At 43.9% G+C, this 21,174-nt stretch carries 21 protein-coding genes and 1 pseudogene; 15 read left to right on the forward strand and 7 right to left on the reverse strand.

Annotation, left to right across the window (positions count from 1 at the left end):
• Positions 1 to 241: 241 nt before the first annotated feature.
• The 10 genes from V7K85_RS21140 (at position 242) to V7K85_RS21185 (ending at position 7,841) form a co-directional block, all read left to right on the forward strand.
• Positions 242 to 1,354 carry an alkene reductase gene (locus tag V7K85_RS21140; protein ID WP_334816225.1) on the forward strand — a complete coding sequence of 371 codons (1,113 nt, stop codon included), beginning with the start codon at positions 242 to 244 and terminating at the stop codon, positions 1,352 to 1,354.
• A 118-nt stretch (positions 1,355 to 1,472) separates the two neighbouring features.
• Positions 1,473 to 1,904 (forward strand): YybH family protein, encoded by a 432-nt coding sequence (locus V7K85_RS21145; protein WP_334816227.1) that lies wholly within the window; start codon positions 1,473 to 1,475, stop codon positions 1,902 to 1,904.
• Between the two features lie 100 nt (positions 1,905 to 2,004).
• Entirely contained in the window at positions 2,005 to 2,670 is a 666-nt protein-coding gene (locus V7K85_RS21150) for a nitroreductase family protein (RefSeq protein ID WP_334816229.1), read from the forward strand.
• A 25-nt stretch (positions 2,671 to 2,695) separates the two neighbouring features.
• The gene (locus V7K85_RS21155) at positions 2,696 to 2,968 is read left to right on the forward strand and encodes a hypothetical protein (protein ID WP_334816231.1); all 273 of its coding nucleotides are present in this window, start codon (positions 2,696 to 2,698) and stop codon (positions 2,966 to 2,968) included.
• Positions 2,959 to 4,257, forward strand: a complete 1,299-nt coding sequence (locus tag V7K85_RS21160) for an MFS transporter (RefSeq protein WP_334816233.1) — start codon at positions 2,959 to 2,961, stop codon at positions 4,255 to 4,257. Before V7K85_RS21155 ends, V7K85_RS21160 begins: the two co-directional genes overlap by 10 nt.
• Before the next feature lie 8 nt (positions 4,258 to 4,265).
• Positions 4,266 to 4,847 (forward strand): NAD(P)H-dependent oxidoreductase, encoded by a 582-nt coding sequence (locus V7K85_RS21165; RefSeq protein WP_334816235.1) that lies wholly within the window; start codon positions 4,266 to 4,268, stop codon positions 4,845 to 4,847.
• A gap of 17 nt (positions 4,848 to 4,864) precedes the next feature.
• Entirely contained in the window at positions 4,865 to 5,554 is a 690-nt protein-coding gene (locus V7K85_RS21170; protein WP_334816237.1) for an SDR family NAD(P)-dependent oxidoreductase, read from the forward strand.
• Positions 5,555 to 5,588: 34 nt separating this feature from the next.
• Positions 5,589 to 6,371: a class I SAM-dependent methyltransferase gene (locus V7K85_RS21175; RefSeq protein WP_334816239.1), complete on the forward strand. Its 783-nt coding sequence runs from the start codon at positions 5,589 to 5,591 to the stop codon at positions 6,369 to 6,371.
• Between the two features lie 116 nt (positions 6,372 to 6,487).
• Entirely contained in the window at positions 6,488 to 7,186 is a 699-nt protein-coding gene (locus V7K85_RS21180; protein WP_334816241.1) for a glutathione binding-like protein, read from the forward strand.
• A gap of 70 nt (positions 7,187 to 7,256) precedes the next feature.
• Positions 7,257 to 7,841 carry a GNAT family N-acetyltransferase gene (locus V7K85_RS21185; protein WP_334816243.1) on the forward strand — a complete coding sequence of 195 codons (585 nt, stop codon included), beginning with the start codon at positions 7,257 to 7,259 and terminating at the stop codon, positions 7,839 to 7,841.
• Positions 7,842 to 7,866: 25 nt separating this feature from the next.
• On the opposite strand, the gene V7K85_RS21190 is transcribed toward V7K85_RS21185, so the two are convergent.
• Both V7K85_RS21190 and V7K85_RS21195 read right to left on the reverse strand, forming a co-directional pair.
• Positions 7,867 to 9,219 (reverse strand): cytochrome P450, encoded by a 1,353-nt coding sequence (locus V7K85_RS21190; protein WP_334816245.1) that lies wholly within the window; start codon positions 9,217 to 9,219, stop codon positions 7,867 to 7,869.
• Between the two features lie 108 nt (positions 9,220 to 9,327).
• Entirely contained in the window at positions 9,328 to 10,224 is an 897-nt protein-coding gene (locus V7K85_RS21195; RefSeq protein WP_334816247.1) for an AraC family transcriptional regulator, read from the reverse strand.
• Positions 10,225 to 10,479: 255 nt separating this feature from the next.
• Here V7K85_RS21195 and V7K85_RS21200 point away from each other — a divergent pair, with 255 nt between their 5' ends.
• Positions 10,480 to 11,676 (forward strand): MFS transporter, encoded by a 1,197-nt coding sequence (locus tag V7K85_RS21200; protein WP_334816249.1) that lies wholly within the window; start codon positions 10,480 to 10,482, stop codon positions 11,674 to 11,676.
• Positions 11,677 to 11,705: 29 nt separating this feature from the next.
• Here V7K85_RS21200 and V7K85_RS21205 read toward each other — a convergent pair whose 3' ends face one another.
• On the reverse strand, positions 11,706 to 11,912 hold the full coding sequence (locus V7K85_RS21205; RefSeq protein ID WP_334816251.1) for a hypothetical protein: 207 nt from the start codon (positions 11,910 to 11,912) through the stop codon (positions 11,706 to 11,708).
• A gap of 2 nt (positions 11,913 to 11,914) precedes the next feature.
• Here V7K85_RS21205 and V7K85_RS21210 point away from each other — a divergent pair, with 2 nt between their 5' ends.
• Positions 11,915 to 12,763 (forward strand): glycerol acyltransferase, encoded by an 849-nt coding sequence (locus tag V7K85_RS21210; RefSeq protein ID WP_334816253.1) that lies wholly within the window; start codon positions 11,915 to 11,917, stop codon positions 12,761 to 12,763.
• Positions 12,764 to 12,851: 88 nt separating this feature from the next.
• On the opposite strand, the gene V7K85_RS21215 is transcribed toward V7K85_RS21210, so the two are convergent.
• Both V7K85_RS21215 and V7K85_RS21220 read right to left on the reverse strand, forming a co-directional pair.
• A complete protein-coding gene (locus tag V7K85_RS21215) occupies positions 12,852 to 13,112 on the reverse strand; it encodes a MoaD/ThiS family protein (protein ID WP_334816255.1) in 261 nt (86 codons plus the stop codon).
• A gap of 159 nt (positions 13,113 to 13,271) precedes the next feature.
• Complete coding sequence (locus V7K85_RS21220) at positions 13,272 to 14,030, reverse strand: Uma2 family endonuclease (RefSeq protein WP_334816257.1); 759 nt, start codon at positions 14,028 to 14,030, stop codon at positions 13,272 to 13,274.
• A 482-nt stretch (positions 14,031 to 14,512) separates the two neighbouring features.
• Between V7K85_RS21220 and V7K85_RS21225 the strand changes: the two genes are divergently transcribed.
• Positions 14,513 to 16,141 (forward strand): outer membrane protein assembly factor BamB family protein, encoded by a 1,629-nt coding sequence (locus V7K85_RS21225; RefSeq protein WP_334816259.1) that lies wholly within the window; start codon positions 14,513 to 14,515, stop codon positions 16,139 to 16,141.
• A 568-nt stretch (positions 16,142 to 16,709) separates the two neighbouring features.
• On the opposite strand, the gene V7K85_RS21230 is transcribed toward V7K85_RS21225, so the two are convergent.
• Both V7K85_RS21230 and acs read right to left on the reverse strand, forming a co-directional pair.
• Positions 16,710 to 17,396, reverse strand: coding sequence for a tetratricopeptide repeat protein (locus V7K85_RS21230; RefSeq protein WP_334816261.1), 687 nt, complete (start codon positions 17,394 to 17,396; stop codon positions 16,710 to 16,712).
• Between the two features lie 124 nt (positions 17,397 to 17,520).
• Positions 17,521 to 19,494, reverse strand: a complete 1,974-nt coding sequence (gene acs / locus V7K85_RS21235) for an acetate--CoA ligase (protein WP_334816263.1) — start codon at positions 19,492 to 19,494, stop codon at positions 17,521 to 17,523.
• A gap of 323 nt (positions 19,495 to 19,817) precedes the next feature.
• Here acs and V7K85_RS21240 point away from each other — a divergent pair, with 323 nt between their 5' ends.
• Together V7K85_RS21240 and V7K85_RS21245 are read left to right on the forward strand one after the other, a co-directional pair.
• Complete coding sequence (locus tag V7K85_RS21240; protein ID WP_334816265.1) at positions 19,818 to 20,462, forward strand: restriction endonuclease subunit R; 645 nt, start codon at positions 19,818 to 19,820, stop codon at positions 20,460 to 20,462.
• A gap of 29 nt (positions 20,463 to 20,491) precedes the next feature.
• Positions 20,492 to 21,170, forward strand: a pseudogene (locus tag V7K85_RS21245) (Uma2 family endonuclease).
• The last annotated feature ends 4 nt before the right edge of the window (positions 21,171 to 21,174 follow it).

Raw genomic sequence — 21,174 nt, forward strand, 5'->3', positions numbered from 1 at the left:
GAACCACATTTGTCGTAGGAGTACAGTCAACTTAACATTAAAAAGGCGGTTTCTAACCGCACGCCAGTTGCTCCCTACAGCCCTTTGGGCATCCTACGGCAAGCGCTAGCCTCTCACGAATGGGAGAAGGGGAGACGCGCAAGGGACAAGTCGGGCATTACCCGCCCAACGCACTGGCTCGTCTACACAAACAAAACCCACCTCCGTGGGTTAAAAAACTTTGAATTGGAGCAAAGCCGACATGACTAGTGATATCAACTTATTCTCTCCTTACCAATTAGGGAATCTGGAATTACCTAACCGGATAGTAATGGCACCCTTAACTCGAAACAGGGCAGGTGAGGGAAACGTACCATACCAACTGAATGCTACCTACTACGCCCAACGTGCTTCCGCCGGACTGATTATTAGTGAAGCAACACAGGTAACTCCTGAAGGACAGGGCTATCCCGCTACACCAGGAATTCATTCACCAGAACAGGTGGCGGGATGGAAGTTAGTCACCGATACTGTGCATCAGCAGGGAGGGAGAATTTTTCTGCAACTATGGCACGTAGGTAGGATTTCCCACCCAGACTTACAACCGAATGGAGCTTTACCTGTGGCACCTTCTGCCATTGCTCCAAAAGGTGAAGCCTCAACTTATCAGGGGCCAAAACCCTTTGTTACTCCCCGTGCTTTAGAAACTTCGGAAATACCGCAAATAGTAGAACAGTATCGTCAAGGAGCGGCAAATGCCCTAGTAGCGGGGTTTGATGGGGTGGAAATTCACGCAGCCAATGGTTATTTAATAGATCAGTTTCTCCGCGATCGCACAAATCAACGTACAGATAAATATGGGGGTTCGATTGAGAATCGCGCCCGATTCCTGTTAGAGGTGACAAAAGCGGTAACTAGTGTGTGGGATTCTAACCGTGTAGGAGTACGTTTATCTCCCAGTGGGGCTTATAACGATATGCATGACTCGAATCCTCTGGAGACATTTGGTTATGCGGCTCAAGCGTTGAACCAGTTTAATTTGGCATATCTGCATATTTTTGAGGCAATAGAGGCAGATATCAGACATGGCGCGATAATTGTACCCACCAGTCATCTACGCGATCGCTTTACAGGTACACTCATCGTTAATGGTGGTTATACCCGTGAAAAAGGCGATGCTGTACTGGCAAACAAAGCAGCAGATTTAGTTGCCTTTGGCACATTATTTATATCAAATCCGGATTTACCCCGGCGCTTGGCTTTGAATGCACCACTAAATGAAGCAAATCAAGCAAGCTTTTATGGTGGCGATGAACACGGATATACAGATTATCCATTTTGGTCAGCTGCTAATGAGCAGGTGGTCAATGCCTAATTCTTCTCATCTGAATAATTAAAACCCACTTTCCGCGCTCGAAAGTATCAAATCAAACTGATGAGTTTGAGATTTTTTCAAGATACAACAAAATGGTTGTGTAAATTGGTTGTCAACTATGAAAGATACTTTAGAACAAACGGAAATCAAAGAACGCGTTAACGATTGGCTAGCTGCGTTTAGTGCAGGCAATAAACCATTTGATTTTTCTGTCCTAGACAATCTCTACTGGCAAGATGAACAATTCCTCGCCTTCGATACCCTCTCACCGCAGACCACTCGAATTCAAGGATGGCAATCGTATGAGGAGATATGGAAGCCCTTCATGGCAGCACTAGCACAGTGGCAAGTTAAATCAGTTGGGGATATTCAGATATTTACAGGTGATAACATTACCGTCTCGGCTCTGATTTTTGAAAGTACAGCAGCCACCATAGCGAATGAGGCGGTTAAAATTACGGCTCATGCGACGCTTGTATGGGAGAAGCGAGAGGGACAATGGCGCATTATCCACGAGCACATCTCTAACCCGGTTAACATTGCCAATTAGAGAGGAACACATTACATTGCCCTGCTCTTTAACGTTCTTAATCACTCTCAGCAGAGTAAAATCTGAAACTCTTTCATAACTTAACCATCAGGAGAATCTCATGAATTCCATCACTCAAACCCAACCTTTAGATGTACCCAGTGCGATCACTCAACGCCGTTCCATCAAAACTTTTAAAACAGACCCTATCACCCCAGAACTACTCAAGCAACTGGTAGAGTTAACCGTAGCTGCACCCAGCAGCTATAACATCCAGGACTGGCAAATTATTCTTGTGCAAGATGAGGCGCAAAAGGCAGCACTCTCAGCCGCATCGTGGAATCAACAGCAAATTGTCCAAGCACCTGTAACCTTCGTCTTTGCCGCCGATCCGAACGCAGGCGAACAAAACTTGGCCCCAATTCTAGAGCGGGGACTCGAAACTGGGGCATGGAATGAAGGCACGGTAAACTACTTTAAAACCGCCGTCCCCCAATTTCAAGCAACGCTAGGCGACAAGCGACGCGAATATGCCATCAAAGATGCGATCATTGCCGCTACCCATTTGGTGTTAGCAGCAGAAAGTCTGGGATTATCCACTTGTTTTATGAACGGTTGGATTGAGGATCAGGTAAAAAAAGTGATTGGGGCTGAGGATAATCCAGATTTAGCGATCGCTGTTTTAGTTCCTGTTGGCTATGCAGCCGAACCACGCTTAAATCCAGGTCGTTTGCCATTCTCCTCCAACGTCTCTGTAGACAGAATCGGTAACCCTTATGCAGGGTAGCTTTGCCTAAATTGGGAATGGGGGATTGGGCATTGGAGATGAGTCTTTGATACTCGCCGATGAGTCTTTGATACTCGTGAACGAGTCTTTGATACTCGCCGATGAGTCTTTGATACTCGTGAACGAGTCTTTGATACTCGCCGATGAGTCTTTGATACTCGCCGATGAGTCTTTGATACTCGTGAATGAGTCTTTGATACTCGTGAATGAGTCTTTGAACTCCATTGCCGTGACTTCCCCTGTTCCCCCTGCCCCCCTGCCCCCTACCCCCCACCCCCCACCCCCCTCATGTCCTTAGCCTCCTTCCTAGCGCGTCGTTCCTTCCACTATGGCTGGCTCGTCGCGGGTTTAACATTCCTAGCCTTATTGGTGGCAGCCGGAATTCGCTCTACTCCCGGAGTCTTCATAGTGCCTCTCGAACAGGAGTTCGGCTGGAGTAGAGCTACTATATCTTTGGCAATATCGATTAACTTAGTACTCTACGGATTAATTGGCCCTTTTGCCGCCACACTCATGGAGCGAATCGGCATTCGCCGGATGATGGTATTCTCACTTGCTGTCATTGCTCTCGGTGTCGGTTTAACCACTGTGATGTCAGCATCTTGGCAGCTAGTCTTGCTGTGGGGTGTAGTTGTCGGTTGTGGTAGCGGAGTTATCGCCCTGGTTTTGGGTGCTATTGTTGTCAATCGCTGGTTTTTTGAGAAGCGGGGTCTAGTTCTCGGCATTCTAACCGCTAGTACAGCAACGGGGCAACTGGTGTTTCTGCCCATGCTGGCCTCAGTAACCGATCGCTTTGGGTGGCGAATTGCCGCTCTCGGTCTGACTGGTGCAGCACTTCTAATTATTCCAGCGATCGCAGTCTTTATGCGCGATCGCCCGGCGGATGTCGGTTTGCGGGCCTTTGGCGACAACAGCGAAACGGTGGAAGTCTCACAGCCGAGAGTGAATTCCATTACCTCCACCCTCAATGCCCTGTGGCTGGGAATGCGTAAGCGCGACTTCTGGCTGTTATTTGGTAGCTTTTTTATCTGTGGTGCTAGCACAAATGGGTTAATTGGAACTCATCTGATTCCCGCTTGTATTGACCACGGTATACCTGAAGTCAAGGCTGCTGGTCTTTTGGCAATCATGGGACTATTCGATTTTTTTGGAACTACTATGTCCGGTTGGCTATCTGATCGATGGAACAATCGTTATTTATTGTGCTGGTACTACGGACTGCGGGGTTTGTCTTTGATTTTCTTACCCTTCAGCTTCGACTTTTCCTTCTATGGACTTTCCATTTTCGCCGTCTTCTATGGACTTGATTGGATTGCGACTGTACCACCTACAGTACGTCTTGTTGCCAATGTCTTCGGTAAAGAAAACGTCGGCGTGATGTTCGGTTGGATTGTCGCAGGACATCAGCTCGGTGCAGCCACAGCAGCATTCGGAGCCGGAGTGTTAAGAACCTGGACAGGTAGTTATTTACAAGCGTTTATTTTATCAGGCGTTCTCTGTTTGATTGCCGCAGTTTGTGTACTGCAAATTGGTCAAAGTCCTACTAAGGGCAATTCACACTTATCTTCAGTCACGCTCAATCCTTAGTATTTAAGATGAATGTCTTAATCGTTTATGCCCACCCAAATCCCAATAGTTTTAATCACGCCATCCTTGACTCTGTGGTAACTGGACTCAAAGAAGCTGATCATACTCCCAAAATTAAGGATCTTTATACTTTATCTTTAAAAATTACCCTTGATGCCGAAGATTTAGAGCAAATTGTCAACGGAAAAACGCCAGATGATATCTTAAAAGAACAACAAGATATTCTCTGGGCTGAGGGACTTATTTTCATTTACCCAATTTGGTGGTATGACCGTCCAGCTATTCTCAAAGGCTGGATTGATCGGGTATTTTTACAAGGCTTTGCCTTTGATACAGATGCCGATGGTATCAAAGGTTTACTCATCCACAAAAAAGCCATCATCTTTCAGACCACTGGCGGCACAGAAGCAATGTTTACACACATCGGCACTGATAAAGATGTATTTCGACACACCATGATGGAAGGTACTTTACAGTTCTGTGGCATTCAAAACATTATCTACAAGCCCTTTTATGGTGTGCCACACATTTCGCAAGCAGACCGAGAACAAATGCTGTCAGAGACTTATGAACTGGGTAAAAATTTCTAACTAGGAGAATTAAATTTATGGCAACAACAGCTTTAATTGTCGGTGCAGGTAGTGGACTGAGCGCTTCTTTAGCTCGCCTATTTGCCAAAGAAGGATTCACTGTAGCTTTAGCGGCTCGCCAAATTGAAAAACTCACTCAATTAAGTAGTGAAATTGGCGCAGTTAGTTTTGCCGCTGATGTCTCAAAGCCAAACGAAGTAGAACAGTTATTTATTGATGTTGAAAATAAACTCGGTTCCCCGAATATTGTCGTTTACAATCCCAGTTTCCGGGTGCGGGGGCCTCTTGTTGATCTAGACCCTGGTGAGGTGGCAAAAACCTTAGATGTAACTGCCTATGGTGGCTTTCTTGTGGCCCAAGCTGCTACCAAAAGGTTTTTGCAGCTTGGCGGCGGTGCTATATTTTTTACTGGAGCCTCAGCGAGTATTAAGGGTTATCCTCTGTCTGCTCCCTTTGCAATGGGTAAATTTGCACTGCGCGGTTTGGCTCAGAGTATTGCTAGAGAATTAGCACCAAAGAATATCCATGTGGCGCATTTCGTGATTGATGGTGGAATCCGTTCAGCAGACCGCCAAGATCCAGCAGATAAACCAGATAGTACCCTTGACCCAGATGCGATCGCTCAAACTTATCTCAGTATTCTCCGCCAACCCCGCAGTGCTTGGACATGGGAAGTAGAACTACGTCCGTGGATAGAGAACTTCTAGCCTAGACAACTGTTAAAAAGATAGTTTTGCAGGTATGAGAATTAATTTTGGTGCAACTACTACTGATTATGCAAAACACCGTGCTGATTTTCCCAGCTCATTATTTAACAAACTGTCTGAATATGGTATAGGTTTACCAGGGCAGAATATTGTTGACCTTGGCACAGGAACAGGAACACTGGCGCGAGGCTTTGCGGATAGAGGTGCTTATGTGATTGGCATAGACCGATCAATCTCACTTTTAGAACAAGCTAGGCATTTAAGCGAATCTGCCCAATTGAAAGTAGATTATCGAGTCGCAACTGCCGAAAATACAGAGTTACCAGACGCAAGTGCGGATGTGGTAACTGCTGGACAGTGTTGGCATTGGTTTGACCGTCCGCGTGTCGTCCAGGAAATTACTCGCATATTGAGAAGAAATGGCTCGATTGCGATCGCTCATTTTGATTGGATACCCTTAAAAGGTAATGTAGTTGAAGCAACAGAACAACTGATTAAGGCTCATAATCCAGCGTGGACACTGGACGGCGGTAATGGATTGTATCCCCAGTGGTTACAAGACATTGGAGAAAGAGAATTTCGAGAAATCCGCACATTTTCTTACGATGCATTTGTGTCTTATACACACGAAGATTGGCGGGGGCGAATTCGTGCTAGTGCTGGTGTGAGAGACAGCTTAACACCAGCAAAAATAGAAGTATTTGACCAGGAATTGGCAATATTACTCGAAGCAAAATATCCCACACCAATTCTTCCGGTTCACCATAGAGTTTGGGCTGCGATCGCAAAATCACCACAATCTTATATTAATTCGTAATTAACAGGCGTCAGATAGAGCCTGGACTAGTTGATGGTCGCTCATCCGAATAGCAGAAGTGTCTGTAAGGCACTATTAACCTACAAAACAATCGCACAAGGTCAGGAGAAATAACCATGATTGAACTTTACTATTGGACAACCCCAAACGGTCATAAAATCACAATTTTCTTGGAAGAAGTCCGATTACCCTACACGATAATTCCTGTGAATATTGGGGATGGGGAGCAATTTAAGCCCGAATTTCTGAAGATTTCTCCTAACAATCGCATCCCCGCGATCGTTGACCACGAATCAGTAGATGGAGGTGTGCCGATTTCGATATTTGAGTCTGGCGCAATCTTGCTATATTTGGCAGAAAAAACCGGTAAATTAATTCCTCAAGATTTATATGGTCGCACTCAAGTTTTAGAATGGTTGTTTTGGCAAATGGCAGGGCTGGGGCCAATGGCGGGACAAAATCATCACTTTAGCGGCTATGCTCCCGAAAAGATTGAATATGCCATTAACCGCTACGTGAATGAGACGGGACGCTTATATGCAGTGCTGAATAAGCAACTAGCAGATAGAGAATTTGTCGCTGGCGATTATTCCATCGCCGATATTGCTGCTTATCCCTGGATTGTGCCCCATGAGCGCCAAAGCCAAAACCTAGAGGATTTTCCTCATATCAAGCGCTGGTTTGAGACAATTAAAGCCCGTCCGGCAACAATTCGCGCCTATGAGAAAGCAGAAGCATTGAAAACTCAAACGCTTGATCCAGATAAGTCACGAGAGTTATTATTTAACCAGTCGGCGAAGACTATTCAAGCTTGAGCCTTTTGAATTGTCTTGTAACTGTGGCCTGTACTAAGTTAGCTCTAACCCCAGATCATCGGTTGCAACTATGAGCAACGATTTCTCACTATCTTCCTTTCCTCAATTAGAAACAGAAAGGCTCCTTCTTCGTGAGACAACGTTGCAGGATGTTGAGGCGATTTTTGCTATACTCTGTGATCCAGGCGTGACTCAGTTTCATGATCTTGATACTTTTACTTCTATTAAAGAAGCGATGTCTACGACGGGCTACGCCTACGCACTCATTGAACGTAGAGCCAAGCGGTTTGAGCGAGGAGATGGAATTCGCTGGAGAATTGCCCGTAAGCAAGACAACGTTTTGATTGGTTCTTGTGGGTTTACGTGGAACCCACAAGAACACGCTGCTGAGGTCGGTTATGAGCTTGCCAGTACTTTTTGGAGACAAGGCATCATGACTGAGGCAGTGCATACCATCTTGCAATTTGGGTTTAAGAAAATGGGTTTGCGTTTCGTTGTTGCCCAAATCATGTTGGACAACATAGCTTCTAAAAAGTTGCTAGGAAAGTTAGGTTTTCACAGTCAGGGTGTATTGAAACAGTATGGCTTCTTCAAAGGGCAGTTTCACGATCTGGAGCAATTTGTGCTTCACAAAAAAAATGAGTGCTTAGGTTAGCAACGGATACAGGCTGATCTTGAGTTTAGTTTTTCAAAGCGGGGTTGCTGACTTGCGCCTGTAATTTTCCTTCTACTTGAAACGGTGGTTGATAATAGTTGTTAGGTTGATATTCTGGCGTCACTTTCCAATCATATCGTTGCAGCAACGTTGCCAAAAAAATCTTCATTTCCATCTTGGCAAACTCCATTCCAATACATATATGTTCGCCACCACCAAAACCAATTAAAGCAAAGGAGTCTTTTTTATCTTCTTCGCGGGGAGGGGCAAAGCGTTCTGGATCAAAACTTTCTGGGTTAGTATAAATCTCACTCATCCGATGCGTTAATCCTTGAGCAATAATCACCACCCAACCAGGAGGAATGCGGTAACCTGCGTATTCAATTTCTTTTACAGCTCCCCGAAACAGTACTACACCTGCGGGGTTGTAAAGTCGTTCTATTTCTTTTAAAAAATAAGTCATTTGATTAAGTTGCTTGAGGTGTCCCAAGTTCAAAGGTTCATCTCCTACAACTTCTGCCAGTTCTTGGCGGAGTTTGTCGCGCCATTGCGGATGCGCTGCCAATTCAACCATTGCCCACGTTAAGGATGTAGCAGTAGTGAAATGCGCTGCATTTAATAAGTGTATCAGTTCGTCTATGATCTGCGACTGAGCTAAAGCATTTCCCTCTTCATCTACTGCTGCCAAAAACAATCCTAATACCTCACAAGACTCCTGTAAGTTGCCTTGAAGTTTGCGTTCGCTGATAATCTTTTGTAAGAAAGCTTTCATCTGACGACGAGCATTTTGGGAACGACCATATTTTGTGAACGGTATATCAAACCGTAATAGTGCCAATGCTCCCTGTGTCAAAGTATTATACAAATGTTCGACTTGCTCAACTTCGCTTTGTAGTTGAACACCTAATAATAGCTGAATTCCAATTCGCAATGCTAACTGATTAAATTCATTCTTGATGGAAATTGGATTGCCTTCCACCCAGTTTTCTAGACACTTGTTAACTTCAGTTTGCATGATATCAAAATAGTTAGCAATGGCTTTCCCATGAAACGCTGGAGCCATTAAGTGACGAGTGCGGCGATGTTCTTCGCCATCCTGAAGCATCATTGGCCGCCCGAAAATATGCTCCATAGCAATTTTCCATCCTAAGTAGGAAGATACATGATCCGCTTTTTCTTGCAAAATTAGTCGATTTGCTTGTGTTCCTACCAAAACTGCATATTTCTTTCCTAAAATGCTGGTTTTAAAAACCGGCCCGTAGCGTTGGTAGTTCTTCGTCAGCCCCCATCCTTGGGTACCAAATAATCGGAGAGTTTCACCTAAAATGGGTAGCCCAAAGCTACCGGGCATTTCCTCGGCTGGTTTTAGTTGTGTCATTTTTTGGATTGTAAGCTCAAAGTGTGGTGATAATTATTGAGTCTAGCTTTAACAAGATCATGCCGTCTCACGCAATCTTCCGAAAACTAGCGTTAGCTTCCGAAAAATTCAGTGTAGCTTCTTAAATGCTTGAGGAGTGATGCCGATATATTTGCGAAAAACCTTGGCGAAATGACTTTGACTTTGAAATCCTACTAGTTGAGAGACTTGTATAACTGATAATTCTCGCTTTGCAAGTAAATACTTTGCTCTTTCAACTCGGCATTTAGTAACATATTGGTGAGGTGCTATTCCCATTGATTGCTTAAACAAGCTAGCAAAATAATGCGGACTTATCTGTGCGATCGCCGCAATTTCTGCAAGGGATAAGTTTTGTTCTAAGTTATCGTTGATATAAACGATCGCTTCTTTTAATTTATGTTTTGGTAATCCACCTGTATATTCTCGAAGAATGAATTTTTGCGTTGAGTAACGTTTCAATAAATGTATCGCCAGCAGATTTGCTGCTGACTCTATATACAGGTTACTATCAAATCCACTAGTTTCTATTTCTTGCTTAAGTGTCAGTCCAATTTGTTGAATCAGTGGATCGTGGGTTTGCAGTTGTTGGACAATTTCAACGGCATCAGCATTTACTGACTCGTAGGCAACACGAGAAATCATCGTTGGTTCAAGACCGACGTGAATAAACCCTAATTCCTGTTCAAATTGTACTGCTGGAGAAATTTGGTGAGCAGGAAAAATACCCACATCAGTTGTTGCATAGGATTTACTTTGCCATTGTCCGTTAATTTTTAATTTTGCCTCAAACTCTCTACTGTAAATAGTAATAATGTGCTGAAAAGGCGATGTCTCAGGAAGTTGATAGTTCGACTGGCGATGATAGGCAAAATAAAAACCACTCCCAGCGGTAATTGGGCTGACGATAATTAAAGGTTTGGGAAGGAATTGTTTTAGCTTGTCTGGTTGGGCGGCATTAATTCTAAAAGGCTGCTCTATTTGCATGACAACTCGCACGCTTTTTTCTAAATATAAATTATCGAATAATCGGAAGCACACAAGGGAGGGAAAGAAGAGTTAGTCTTCACTAACTCTCTTACTACCCTAGTACAGCACGGTGTAAATAAACCAACCATTCAAAATGGCGCAAAAGCGCGGAATATAATTCTTTTAACTTCCGCCTTACGGTACTAGCCCTTCCCCTTCTGCAAAAAGTCTATTCTATAAGTGCGAAAACTCAAACTACAGGAGAACATAGCAGTGGGCAGGTTAGCAAAGGATATAGCAGGCAAAACACCTGTCTCATTAGGACTATTGGGCGCTGCTGCCTTCATGGTGGTTGCTGATGCACGGGTGATTGACCCCCTGCTGCACATCATTGCTGAGGAGTTTAAAGTCGGTGTTGGTAGTGCTGCGGTGATTATCTCGGCATACACGATTCCCTACGGGCTATTTCAGTTAGTTTATGGGCCACTAAGCGATCGCATCGGCAAACTTAAGGTAATTACAGTAGCATTGGTAGCATTTGCTGTGGGTAGTGCTGTTTGTGCCTTTGTGTCAAATATTGTCATACTTACCCTGCTGCGGTTTCTCACCGGGATGGCTGCTGCTGGGGTCATCCCCGTTACCCTAGCTTATATTGGCGATAACTTCCCTTATGAAGAACGCCAAGCTGCGATCGGCAAGTATTTAAGTGCGCTGGTGCTAGGTCAAATCCTTGGTGGTAGTTTAGGCGGCATCTTTGGAGAATATATCGGCTGGCGTGACATCTTTCTCCTATTTGGGATCGTCTCCCTTGGGATTGCTGGACTTTTATGGCGGGGGACGCGCCACCTTAGCGATGGGCAACGTCCCCAAGGTCGGATAGGTAGAATAACATTTCGCCCTTATTATCAACTATTGACCCAACCGATCGCCCGGACTGTAATTATCGGGGTGTTTGTGGAAGGCTTTTGCGTCTTTGGGGCATTTGCTTACATCGGCGCATTTCTGCGCGATCGCTATAGTCTAAGTTATCTAGTGATCGGGTTTATGCTCAGTGGTTTTGGATTGGGTGGACTGATTTACAGTCGCTCAGTTAAATGGTTAGTTAGGCGACTGGGTGAAATTGGTTTAATCGGCGTGGGAGGAGGCTTGATGTCTATCAGCTTTTTGGCGATCGCATTGTTCCAGAACTGGATGCTGTTTATCCCCTTGAGTATTTTAATCGGATTGGGCTTTTATATGATGCACAGCACCCTCCAGACCCAAGCCACTGAGCTAACACCTGAAGCACGAGGTACTGCTGTTTCGCTGTTCGTTTTCAACCTGTTTGTCGGCCAGGGAATCGGCGCAGCGGTATTCGGTAGGATTGTGGATAACTTCGGCTACATTTATTGTTTTATTGTGGTTGGTGTAGCGATCGCTCTGCTCTCTATTTGGCTAGTCAAGCAGAAGCAAAACAGCGATGAAAGCTAAGTACAGCATTTGATTAATTCGTAGCGAATTCAAGAAAGGTAATACCCTGCAATGCCAATGCGTCGGCTGACAATGCCAATGCGTCGGCTGACAATGCCAATGCGTCGGCTGACAATGCCAATGCGTTGGCTGACAATGCTAATGCGTCGGCTTACAATGCTAATGCGTCGGTTGACAATGCTAATGCCTTCTCCTGCATTAATTGTTTGACCTTTACCAATCCTGTTAGAATGCATCGATGTCAAAAAAGCAACATCTCTTAAACAAAAAACCCGGTTGGTCTTTGGATGAGCGAGATCCAAAGTTCATAGAATTTTTGATGCCCCTATGGGGCTTTTTGTATCACTACTATTTCCGAGTTCAAACTAGTGGCTGGGATAATATTCAACCCCAAGAAAAAGTCCTATTTGTCGGTTCGCATAATGGGGGACTGGCGGTACCCGATATGACGATGGTAATGTACGACTGGTTTCTACGATTTGGTGTCGAGCAACCCGTCTATGGTTTGATGTATCCCAAGGCTTGGCAGATTAGCTCACCACTAGCACAACTGGTCGTCAAGGCTGGAGCAATCATCGCTCATCCAAAAATGGCTTACGCTGCCTTTAACTCTGGAGCTAGTGTGCTAGTTTATCCAGGTGGAGCCGAAGATATCTTCCGACCGCATTATTTACGTGACAAAATCTATTTTGCGGGGCGGCAAGGATTTATCAAGTTAGCATTGCGGGAAAATGTGCCGATTGTGCCTGTGATTTCGTGGGGTGCTCACGATACGTTGATTGTGCTAGCTGACTGCTACAAAATTGTGCAGCAACTCCATGAATGGGGAATGCCTTGGCTGTTTGGGATTGATCCAAAAGTTTTTCCGATCTATCTTGGACTGCCTTGGGGATTAGCAATTGGCCCGTTGCCAAACATTCCATTACCTGTGACCATGTACACGCGGGTTTGTCCGCCAATTGTATTTGAACGTTACGGCCCTGAAGCAGCAAGCGATCGCCACTATGTCAATCAATGTTATGAATTAGTTGTTAGTCAGATGCAGCAAGAGTTAGATCACTTAGTGGAGCTAACTGCTAAGTCCTAAAGCTATTGAATAGAATTGGCACGTACAACTTCTAACCAGTTTGATTCCAGATTCTTTAACTCATAACTCCTAACTCATAACTGTTTTGCTAGCCGCCACTGACTGGCGGAATTAACACAACTTCATCGCCATCTTGTAGTACAGTATCTGGTTCGACAAATATCAGATTAATCCCAAAGCGGGTGATGTCACGCCATTGGGAGAGTTCGGGGTGTTCAGCTATGAGGCGATCGCATACTGCTTTGACTGGCATACTATTGGGGAATTCCAGCACCAGTTCCGAAACCCTAAAGGCTTCTTGATAAGCAGCGAACAGTTTGACGGTAACGGTGATCGCAGATTTAGACATACAACATGCTTTGGCAGTACTAGCAAGTAGTATAATACTTGACAAGCACCCTGAACTCTTGGCGTTGTATATTACTAAATACATGTGTATAAAAATGGGGATGTTCAGTACAAATTATTGTACTGGCAAAGTTGTATTATTAGTAGACGATAATGTTTCTTAATCCAACATTTCTGGGTCAATTCCTAAAGCGTTGAGTTGTTCAGCAGAGAGCGATCGCAATTTCTCTACAATTCTCTCTCGCTTTTGTTGTTCAATCACAGCCCGTTCCTCACCCGTTAGCAGTAAATTTCCTTGTGCATCCCACCAGCGTAACCAAGGTAACTCTGCATTTTGATAAAATCCCTGCCAGATTCCCAACTCTACCCCCATAGGAGCAATTGGGTAATGTCCACGTTCATTGGGTTTCATCACTTGATAAGTATTATCGACTAGGTGGTAAACTTCCACCTGCGCTTTTGCTACTTCATAAATTCCATAATAAGGCACTCGAATTGCCTGCTCATAAACCCAAAATTTACCAACATTTCCACCTTCCCCTTGAGATGGCGGTGTGTTATCTCGTTCTTCTGAACCGTCTCCAGAGACAAATTCCAGCACAATCAAGGGCGCGACATACTCCTTCCACAGGACGTATGAACGCCGCATTTTACCGTTAAGGGTCGGTGGTACATTGGGTACATAAAACCAGTCTGGCGCCTCAGCGCCCTTCTCAGGAGGATCTGTCAATCGCCAGTAGATGCCAGAATCTTGTCCAATACAATATTGACTATCAGGATGAAGTTCCTCTAGGACAAGTGTAATCGAGTCAGTGAGTAAAATACTTTGGGGATGCTCTTGCCAGTTTTTCACGAACGTACCATCTGAGTCTGGTAACTGGGTGTGGTCAGGTAAAGTTAATGCCGATTGGGAAGTCATAGGCTTTAACCAAAGGTTTGTCTAATTCTTATTGTAGATTGCTATTTTTGAATAGAAGCGCTACTAGGTTAGGTGGCATTTATATAACAAAAGTCAATCTTTCTATATTAAAAAAGCTATTACAATGATTGCGAATATTTTCTATATCCTCCCATCATTCCGATTAAGTAAGTCAGCACGATAAAACTCATGTATGTTTAGTTTTGTAAAAACTATGGAATGGCCAATTTCTTGGCTATTTGCTGATTTTACATTTCGTCACATAGCTTGTTTTTTAACGCCTACTTACTTAGACTTAACTTTAGCTTAGAGGATGTTTTAAAAGGGTCTTTGCTCTCATCGTTAGACAGCGAAGCATCTCAGGACATGGCTAAAACCTTAATTTTTCGTCGCACTTAACCCCGTGCAGAAGAGCAAAATTATACCTTTCGGGACTTTTAAAACATCCTCTTATGTCACCTTAGTAGTAGCAAAGGAGATTAGTGACTTTGATTAAAACTTATTCATCCTGTAAACGAGCGCTGGGAATTGTTACAGTGGCATTAATCTTTATCATGCCAACAATTAGTAGTAGTGCTGAAGACAGTGAGTGGAGATCGGATAATCAGTGGAGGTTGGGTGGTCAGAACCTAAACAATACTCGCTATCAAGCAGGTGAGAGATACCTCAGCCCAAAGAATGTAACAAACTTGTCTTCCAAATGGGTTTTCAGTGCAGGAGGTGAACTCTCAGCTACACCAGCAGTTGTAGATAAAACTGTATATATGCCTGACTGGGGCGGTAATTTTTTTAAGATTGATGCACAGACGGGTACAGAGATTTGGGCAAATAGCATTGCCAGCTATATTAATGATCCAAGTATCCCAAAAGCTGTCTCGCGCACAAGTCCAGCACTTAAAGGGAATAAAGTGATTATTGGTAGCCAGGAAGGTGCTTTCCTGATAGCAGTTAACAAAGATACTGGGAAGCTAATCTGGAAAACAAAACTTGACAAACACCCGTATGCTATTATTACTCAGTCACCGACCATTTATGGCAATCGTGTGTATGTTGGAGTTTCCTCTTCTGAGGAAACAGCGGCTAACGATCCGAAATACCCATGCTGCACATTCAGTGGAAGCATGACGGCGGTAGATTTGAATACTGGAAAGCTTCTGTGGAAAACTTACATCGTACCGGAAAATTATGGGAAATCGAATGGCTATTCAGGTGGAGCAGTATGGGGTAGCACACCAGCAATCGATCCAAAGCGAAATTCGGTATATATTGCAACAGGCAATAACTATAATGTGCCTCAAACGGTAAGAGATTGTATTAAAAAACTTTCTTCGCAGAAAGCTCCTGATGAGTCACAATGCCTCGATACCAATAATTATATTGACGCGATCATGGCACTTGATCTCGATAGTGGCACGATTAAGTGGGCAAATAAACTAGAGGGATACGATACCTGGACTGTTGCCTGCTACTATGGCGTTATTTCCAATTGCCCTGACCCCAAAGGACCAGATTATGATTTCGCTCAGGCACCCATGCTTTTCACTGTTAAAGATGCTGGAAAATCGCGCGATCTACTGGGTGCTGGTCAGAAGAGTGGTGTCTTTTGGGCGCTTGACCGGGATACTGGAAAAGTTGTCTGGAGCCGAATTGTTGGTCCTGGTGGTCCTCTTGGTGGAATAATGTGGGGATCGGCTACGGATGGTCAACAAATTTATGTCGCGATTTCAAACTACGGATTTGAGCAGTACACATTAGAGCCATCAGGTAAGACTATTAAGGGTGGGTCATGGAGTGCGCTTGATGCAGCGACGGGCAAAATTCTCTGGCAGACAGCAGATCCAGGAGGTGAAAGGGATATGGCTCCAATGACAGTAGCGAATGGAGTGGTGTATGGTGGCTCGATGGCATCTGGAGCCGATAAAAATAACATGTATGCATTAGATGCAAAGACTGGTAAGATTCTGTGGAATTTTAACAGTGGGGGATCAGTAATTGCAGGTGCAGCAGTGGTTGATGGTACAGTGTACTGGGGTTCTGGCTACAGCCGCATCCCAGGCGGGTTTAAGTCTAATAATAAGTTTTACGCATTCACAGTCTCGAACCATCGGTGATTAGCACGGGCAGAAAAAAGGATAGCCATCAATATCTTCTCCAACACATAGTAATATTAACTATAAATTGTCTTGAGGAAGATACTGATGGCTATGCCTCAATTTAATCACAATCAATTACAATAGGGTTCAGTTAAAGCCAAAAACCTTAACCTACGTAGGTTGGGGAGCCACTGCGCCCTTGCGGTTTACCGGCTTGTACTCCTACTGAGAAGCTATGCGTAGCGTCTTCCTTAGGAGAAGCAAGTGGCGTTTGAGGGACGTAGCAAGATCCCGAAGGGTAACCCAACATTTTCGGGACTTTGTTGGGTTTAACTACGTACCGCTACTAGACAAGCAAGCTACAACCCAATCTACAATTATCCTTAACCCAAGTGTATTGCAATCAATTAATAGCGCAATTCCAGGATTTTAGACAAAAACTTTACAACTGTTTTGAATCATGTAGCAATGCCTGTATGGATTTGTTGGATGCGTTCGCAGGTAATATAGGAACCGATTCACTAAGCATCCTTAAAGATAATTGCCAGCAACTATTCTGACTCTTATCTACTGAATAATATGATTTTCATGAAACACTAGGCTCATCACCAGCTTTGATCTCTCGCAAGATTCGTTCAACTTGATTAACTTTTTCACCTCTCTTCTGTGCTTTAAAAATATTTAAAGCTTTTTCTAAAGAAGATAGTGCCTCGTCTTTTTTGTTTGTTTGCCACAATGCCAGTGCAAAATTAGTCAGCCCCTCGCCATAATTAGGATTAATTTCTAGAGCTTTTTTATATTCAGTAATGGCTTCTTCCCAGCGACTTTCGCTAGCATAAACAATACCGATCGCATTATAAGCAAGAGCGTATTTTGGCTGGATGCGAATGGCTTCTCGATAAGAGCTAATTGCTTCTTCTGATTTCTTTTGCCGAAAAAGCACATTTCCCAGTTGAAAACGTCCAAAGGCATCGTCTGGGAATTTTTTAATTAACTTGCGTAAATTTTCTTCTGCACCTGTTAAGTCTCCCTGATTAAATGAAGCATTGGCTTGTTGCATCATCTGCGATCGCTCTGATGATCCTGTGTCTGGAGCTTGAGACTGTGCTAGTTTTTGTGGTTGTCTCTGTGCATACTGTTCAGGCGAATGCAAAGAAACTTTTGCCTGAACCGCTAACACTAAGGGTGATAGACCAATTACAGTGATCATACTTAGCGTCATGCCACTAAAAGATTGAATAAATGCTGATTTAAGTTTGTGCTTCAACTTCATCGCTCTGAGTGCCTCAATAATGTTCTAATCTTTATAATAATATTGAGGTGCGTTAATACGTAATGCATCACAACACAGACGGGGCGCATATATGTACGCCCCTACTAGGCTGATTTGAAATTATTTACGTACCTTCCCGTAATTTATCCAACACGCTTCTATCTTCCAATGTTGAAGTATCCCCAGATACCTCTTCACCCGCAGCTAGATTCCGCAGCAATCGGCGCATAATCTTACCCGATCGCGTTTTTGGCAAAGCATCCGTAAAGCGAATTTCTCCCGGACGGGCGATCGCACCAATTTCTTTGACAACGTGCTGTTTGAGTTCTTTACTCAGTTCCTCACTTCCCTGATAAGTGCCTTCTAGAGTCACAAAAGCAACTACTTCTTCACCCTTAAGTTCATCTGGTTTACCCACTACCGCCGCTTCTGCCACTGCTGGGTGAGAAACTAAAGCTGATTCTACTTCCATTGTACCGAGGCGATGTCCTGATACATTCAGTACGTCATCCACACGACCCATTACCCAGAAGTAGCCGTCTTCATCAATTCTTGCCCCATCACCAGCAAAGTAAGTATAGTTACCATCTTTGGGCGGGATGTGTTCCCAATAGGTGCGGCGGAAGCGTTCTGGATCGCCGTAGACTGTCCGCATCATTCCTGGCCAAGGATGTCGCACCGCTAGATAACCGCCTTCCTTATTGGGTACGGTATTTCCTTCTAAATCCACGATATCTGCAATAATTCCTGGGAAGGGAAGAGTTGCTGAACCCGGTTTGGTAGGAATTGCTCCTGGTAGCGGTGTAATCATGATACCGCCAGTTTCCGTTTGCCACCAGGTATCAACAATTGGACAACGTTCGCCACCAATCACTTTGTGATACCACATCCAAGCTTCTGGGTTAATCGGTTCGCCGACGGTTCCCAGCAAACGCAACGAAGACAGGTTTCGCGCATTAGGATGTTGTTCTCCCATCTTAATAAATGCCCGAATTGCTGTAGGTGCCGTATAAAAAACATTAACGCCGTATTTTTCAATCACATCCCATGTACAACCTGGATTAGAAGCACGGGGCGCACCTTCATACATCAGGCTCGTTGCACCGTTGGAAAGGGGGCCGTAGACAATATAGCTATGTCCCGTAATCCAACCTACGTCGGCGGTACACCAGTATACATCTGTGTCTTGCAGGTCGAATATCCACTTGGTGGTCATGTGGGTATACAAATTATAACCAGCAGTTGTATGCACTACACCCTTCGGTTTGCCGGTGCTGCCAGAAGTGTAGAGGACAAACAGCATATCTTCGCTGTCCATTGGTTCGGCGGGACAATCTGCTGATACTCCTTTTTGCAAATCATGCCACCAATGATCGCGTCCGCCCAACTGCATATAAGTTTCCTGTCCGGTGCGCTTGACAACTAGGACACTTTCTACATTGGGAACAGCACCATCAGCTAAGGCTTTGTCCACCTGTTCCTTGAGAGGGACGATCGCATCTTTGCGCCAACCACCATCAGCCGTGATTACCAGTTTAGCTTTAACATCAATTAAGCGATCGCGTAAAGCTTCGGCACTAAAACCACCAAATACCACACTATGGGGTGCGCCAATTCTGGCACAAGCTAACATGGCGATCGCAGCTTCGGGAATCATCGGCATATAAATACCAACGCGATCGCCTTTTTGTACACCAAGTTGCTTCAACACATTCGCGAACTGGCAAACTTCCCGGTGCAGTTGGGCATAGGTGAGGGTACGGGAATCACCTGGTTCTCCTTCCCAAATCAATGCTGCTTTATTTTTGCGCCAAGTAGTGAGATGTCTGTCAAGGCAGTTGTAAGAAATATTAATTTTACCGCCAACGAACCATTTAGCAAAAGGCGGTTGCCAGTCTAATACTGTATCCCATTTTTGGAACCATTCTAATTCTGTTGTAGCCAAATCTGCCCAGAATTGCTGCGGATCTGCTTTGGCTTTGTCGTAAATCTGCTGGTAATCTTCCAGACTTTTGATATGGGCATTTTGTGAAAATTCCGAGGGAGGATGGAAAAGGCGGTTCTCTTGTAGGATTGATTCTATAGTTGGTTGAGACATGGTTATAAGGGCGATCGCTATTGTTACTAAAAACTATTCTTAGCCCAGTTGTGCTATACCGTGCTTAGATTTTCGTTAAGCTAGGTGAAAATTGCCGAGTTATTTAGCTTACATTCATTTTCACCTCCCAAAACCAAACCATCAAGAAATACAAGTGTGATTTGGCAAAGTATAGATTACTAGGCATGAAGCCTGTTTTACTCAGGTCAAACGCATCTAAAGTATAATAATCGTTTAATAGCAAGGGAAAGACCTTCCATTGCAACGTCTCTACTAACAATGTTGCAAAATGTAAGTAGTCTTCGCAAACAACGCCTGAAACTATGACACTCACTGTCGAAGCTAGCAGCCTATCTCTCAACGATGTTCATCGCTTTCTCAAATTAGAAGAACTTTCAACTGCTTCATTCACAGAGTTCTTAAATTTAGAACCGTTAACAGAGTTTGAACAACAGGATTTATTGCGAATTAGAAACGACTTCCGCCGTTATCTCAGGTTGAGTAAAATTTCTGAAGGGTTAGTAAAATTTTTAACACTTGCACCATTAATGCGGTTAGCAGGATTTTACGATGTGCCGATTCGATTGACAATGGAAGATAGCATTCCGATCGCAGTCGATGATGAAGACAGAAGAATTACCGGACGGATGGATATTTTAGCAATTAACAGTCCTAAAAGTGATATTGCGCCGCCTTTTTGGGTTGTAGTGATTGAAACGAAAAACAGTGCCATAGATGTAGGAGAAGGTTTACCTCAATTACTGACTTATGCTTTTAAAAGTTTAAATCAACAAACATCTGTTTGGGGACTGGTAACTAACGGACTGCGTTATCAATTTGTTTATTTAACACATGACCAGCAGCCAACTTATCAGTTAATGCCATTATTAAATCTGAATGAATCTCCAGATGTGATTGAGTTATTACAAGTTCTCAAAGCCATCTGTAAGTTACCGAATTTTCAGTAAAATGAACGTAAATCGTGGGGCGATCGCTGATGTCTGAACCTGCTACCCTAGAATTCATCTCTGATAATATTTCAGAGGACGAAGTTATTTTTCCTCCTGGCGATATACTGAGTGACTAACCACCTTTGGAAAGTGACCTGCACCGTGACTACGATTTACTGATTCGCATACTTAAATTATGGTAGCGATCGCCGCAAAATTTCTACGCTTCTGGCAATTTGACGATTTACTATAGTCCTAACTAGAAAAAATCCGAAAGTTTTCGCGGCCCAGACTTTTTTGTAGTTTTGGGAACCGAAAAAAAAAGACCGTAAGAGTTGAGTAGTTTGGCAAGAAGACGGCAAATATTCAAATCTGATTGTGGAAATTTTGTCAAGTTCAACAGCAACAGTTGATAAAGGCTTCAAAAAACAAGTTTATCAGGATACCTTCCGTACACCAGATTATTTCTGGTTTGACTCTGTAACAATGGAGCTTCAGGGATTTCATCTAGTTGATGGTAAGTATCAAGAAATTCAACTAACCACTGATGGACGTTTGTGGAGTCAGCAGTTAGAACTTTATTTGGGAGTTTATGAAGGTAAATTAAGATTCTTCACTACTGAAAATAAATTAAGACTATCATCTGAAGAACTAGCTGAACAAGAACGTTTACGTGCCCAACAAGCAGAAGAATGCGTCCAACAAGCAGAGGAAGAAATTACTTGACTGC

Origin of the sequence: Nostoc sp., assembly GCF_036917615.1 — a bacterium.
In the GTDB taxonomy this organism is placed as follows: domain Bacteria; phylum Cyanobacteriota; class Cyanobacteriia; order Cyanobacteriales; family Nostocaceae; genus Nostoc.

Coding starts and splice junctions, on each gene's coding strand:
- V7K85_RS21140 (WP_334816225.1), top strand. CDS start 242: ATGACTAGTGATATCAACTTATTCTCTCCTTACCAATTAGGGAATCTG.
- V7K85_RS21145 (WP_334816227.1), top strand. CDS start 1,473: ATGAAAGATACTTTAGAACAAACGGAAATCAAAGAACGCGTTAACGAT.
- V7K85_RS21150 (WP_334816229.1), top strand. CDS start 2,005: ATGAATTCCATCACTCAAACCCAACCTTTAGATGTACCCAGTGCGATC.
- V7K85_RS21160 (WP_334816233.1), top strand. CDS start 2,959: ATGTCCTTAGCCTCCTTCCTAGCGCGTCGTTCCTTCCACTATGGCTGG.
- V7K85_RS21165 (WP_334816235.1), top strand. CDS start 4,266: ATGAATGTCTTAATCGTTTATGCCCACCCAAATCCCAATAGTTTTAAT.
- V7K85_RS21170 (WP_334816237.1), top strand. CDS start 4,865: ATGGCAACAACAGCTTTAATTGTCGGTGCAGGTAGTGGACTGAGCGCT.
- V7K85_RS21175 (WP_334816239.1), top strand. CDS start 5,589: ATGAGAATTAATTTTGGTGCAACTACTACTGATTATGCAAAACACCGT.
- V7K85_RS21180 (WP_334816241.1), top strand. CDS start 6,488: ATGATTGAACTTTACTATTGGACAACCCCAAACGGTCATAAAATCACA.
- V7K85_RS21185 (WP_334816243.1), top strand. CDS start 7,257: ATGAGCAACGATTTCTCACTATCTTCCTTTCCTCAATTAGAAACAGAA.
- V7K85_RS21190 (WP_334816245.1), bottom strand. CDS start 9,219: ATGACACAACTAAAACCAGCCGAGGAAATGCCCGGTAGCTTTGGGCTA.
- V7K85_RS21195 (WP_334816247.1), bottom strand. CDS start 10,224: ATGCAAATAGAGCAGCCTTTTAGAATTAATGCCGCCCAACCAGACAAG.
- V7K85_RS21205 (WP_334816251.1), bottom strand. CDS start 11,912: ATGCATTCTAACAGGATTGGTAAAGGTCAAACAATTAATGCAGGAGAA.
- V7K85_RS21210 (WP_334816253.1), top strand. CDS start 11,915: ATGTCAAAAAAGCAACATCTCTTAAACAAAAAACCCGGTTGGTCTTTG.
- V7K85_RS21215 (WP_334816255.1), bottom strand. CDS start 13,112: ATGTCTAAATCTGCGATCACCGTTACCGTCAAACTGTTCGCTGCTTAT.
- V7K85_RS21220 (WP_334816257.1), bottom strand. CDS start 14,030: ATGACTTCCCAATCGGCATTAACTTTACCTGACCACACCCAGTTACCA.
- V7K85_RS21230 (WP_334816261.1), bottom strand. CDS start 17,396: ATGAAGTTGAAGCACAAACTTAAATCAGCATTTATTCAATCTTTTAGT.
- acs (WP_334816263.1), bottom strand. CDS start 19,494: ATGTCTCAACCAACTATAGAATCAATCCTACAAGAGAACCGCCTTTTC.
- V7K85_RS21240 (WP_334816265.1), top strand. CDS start 19,818: ATGACACTCACTGTCGAAGCTAGCAGCCTATCTCTCAACGATGTTCAT.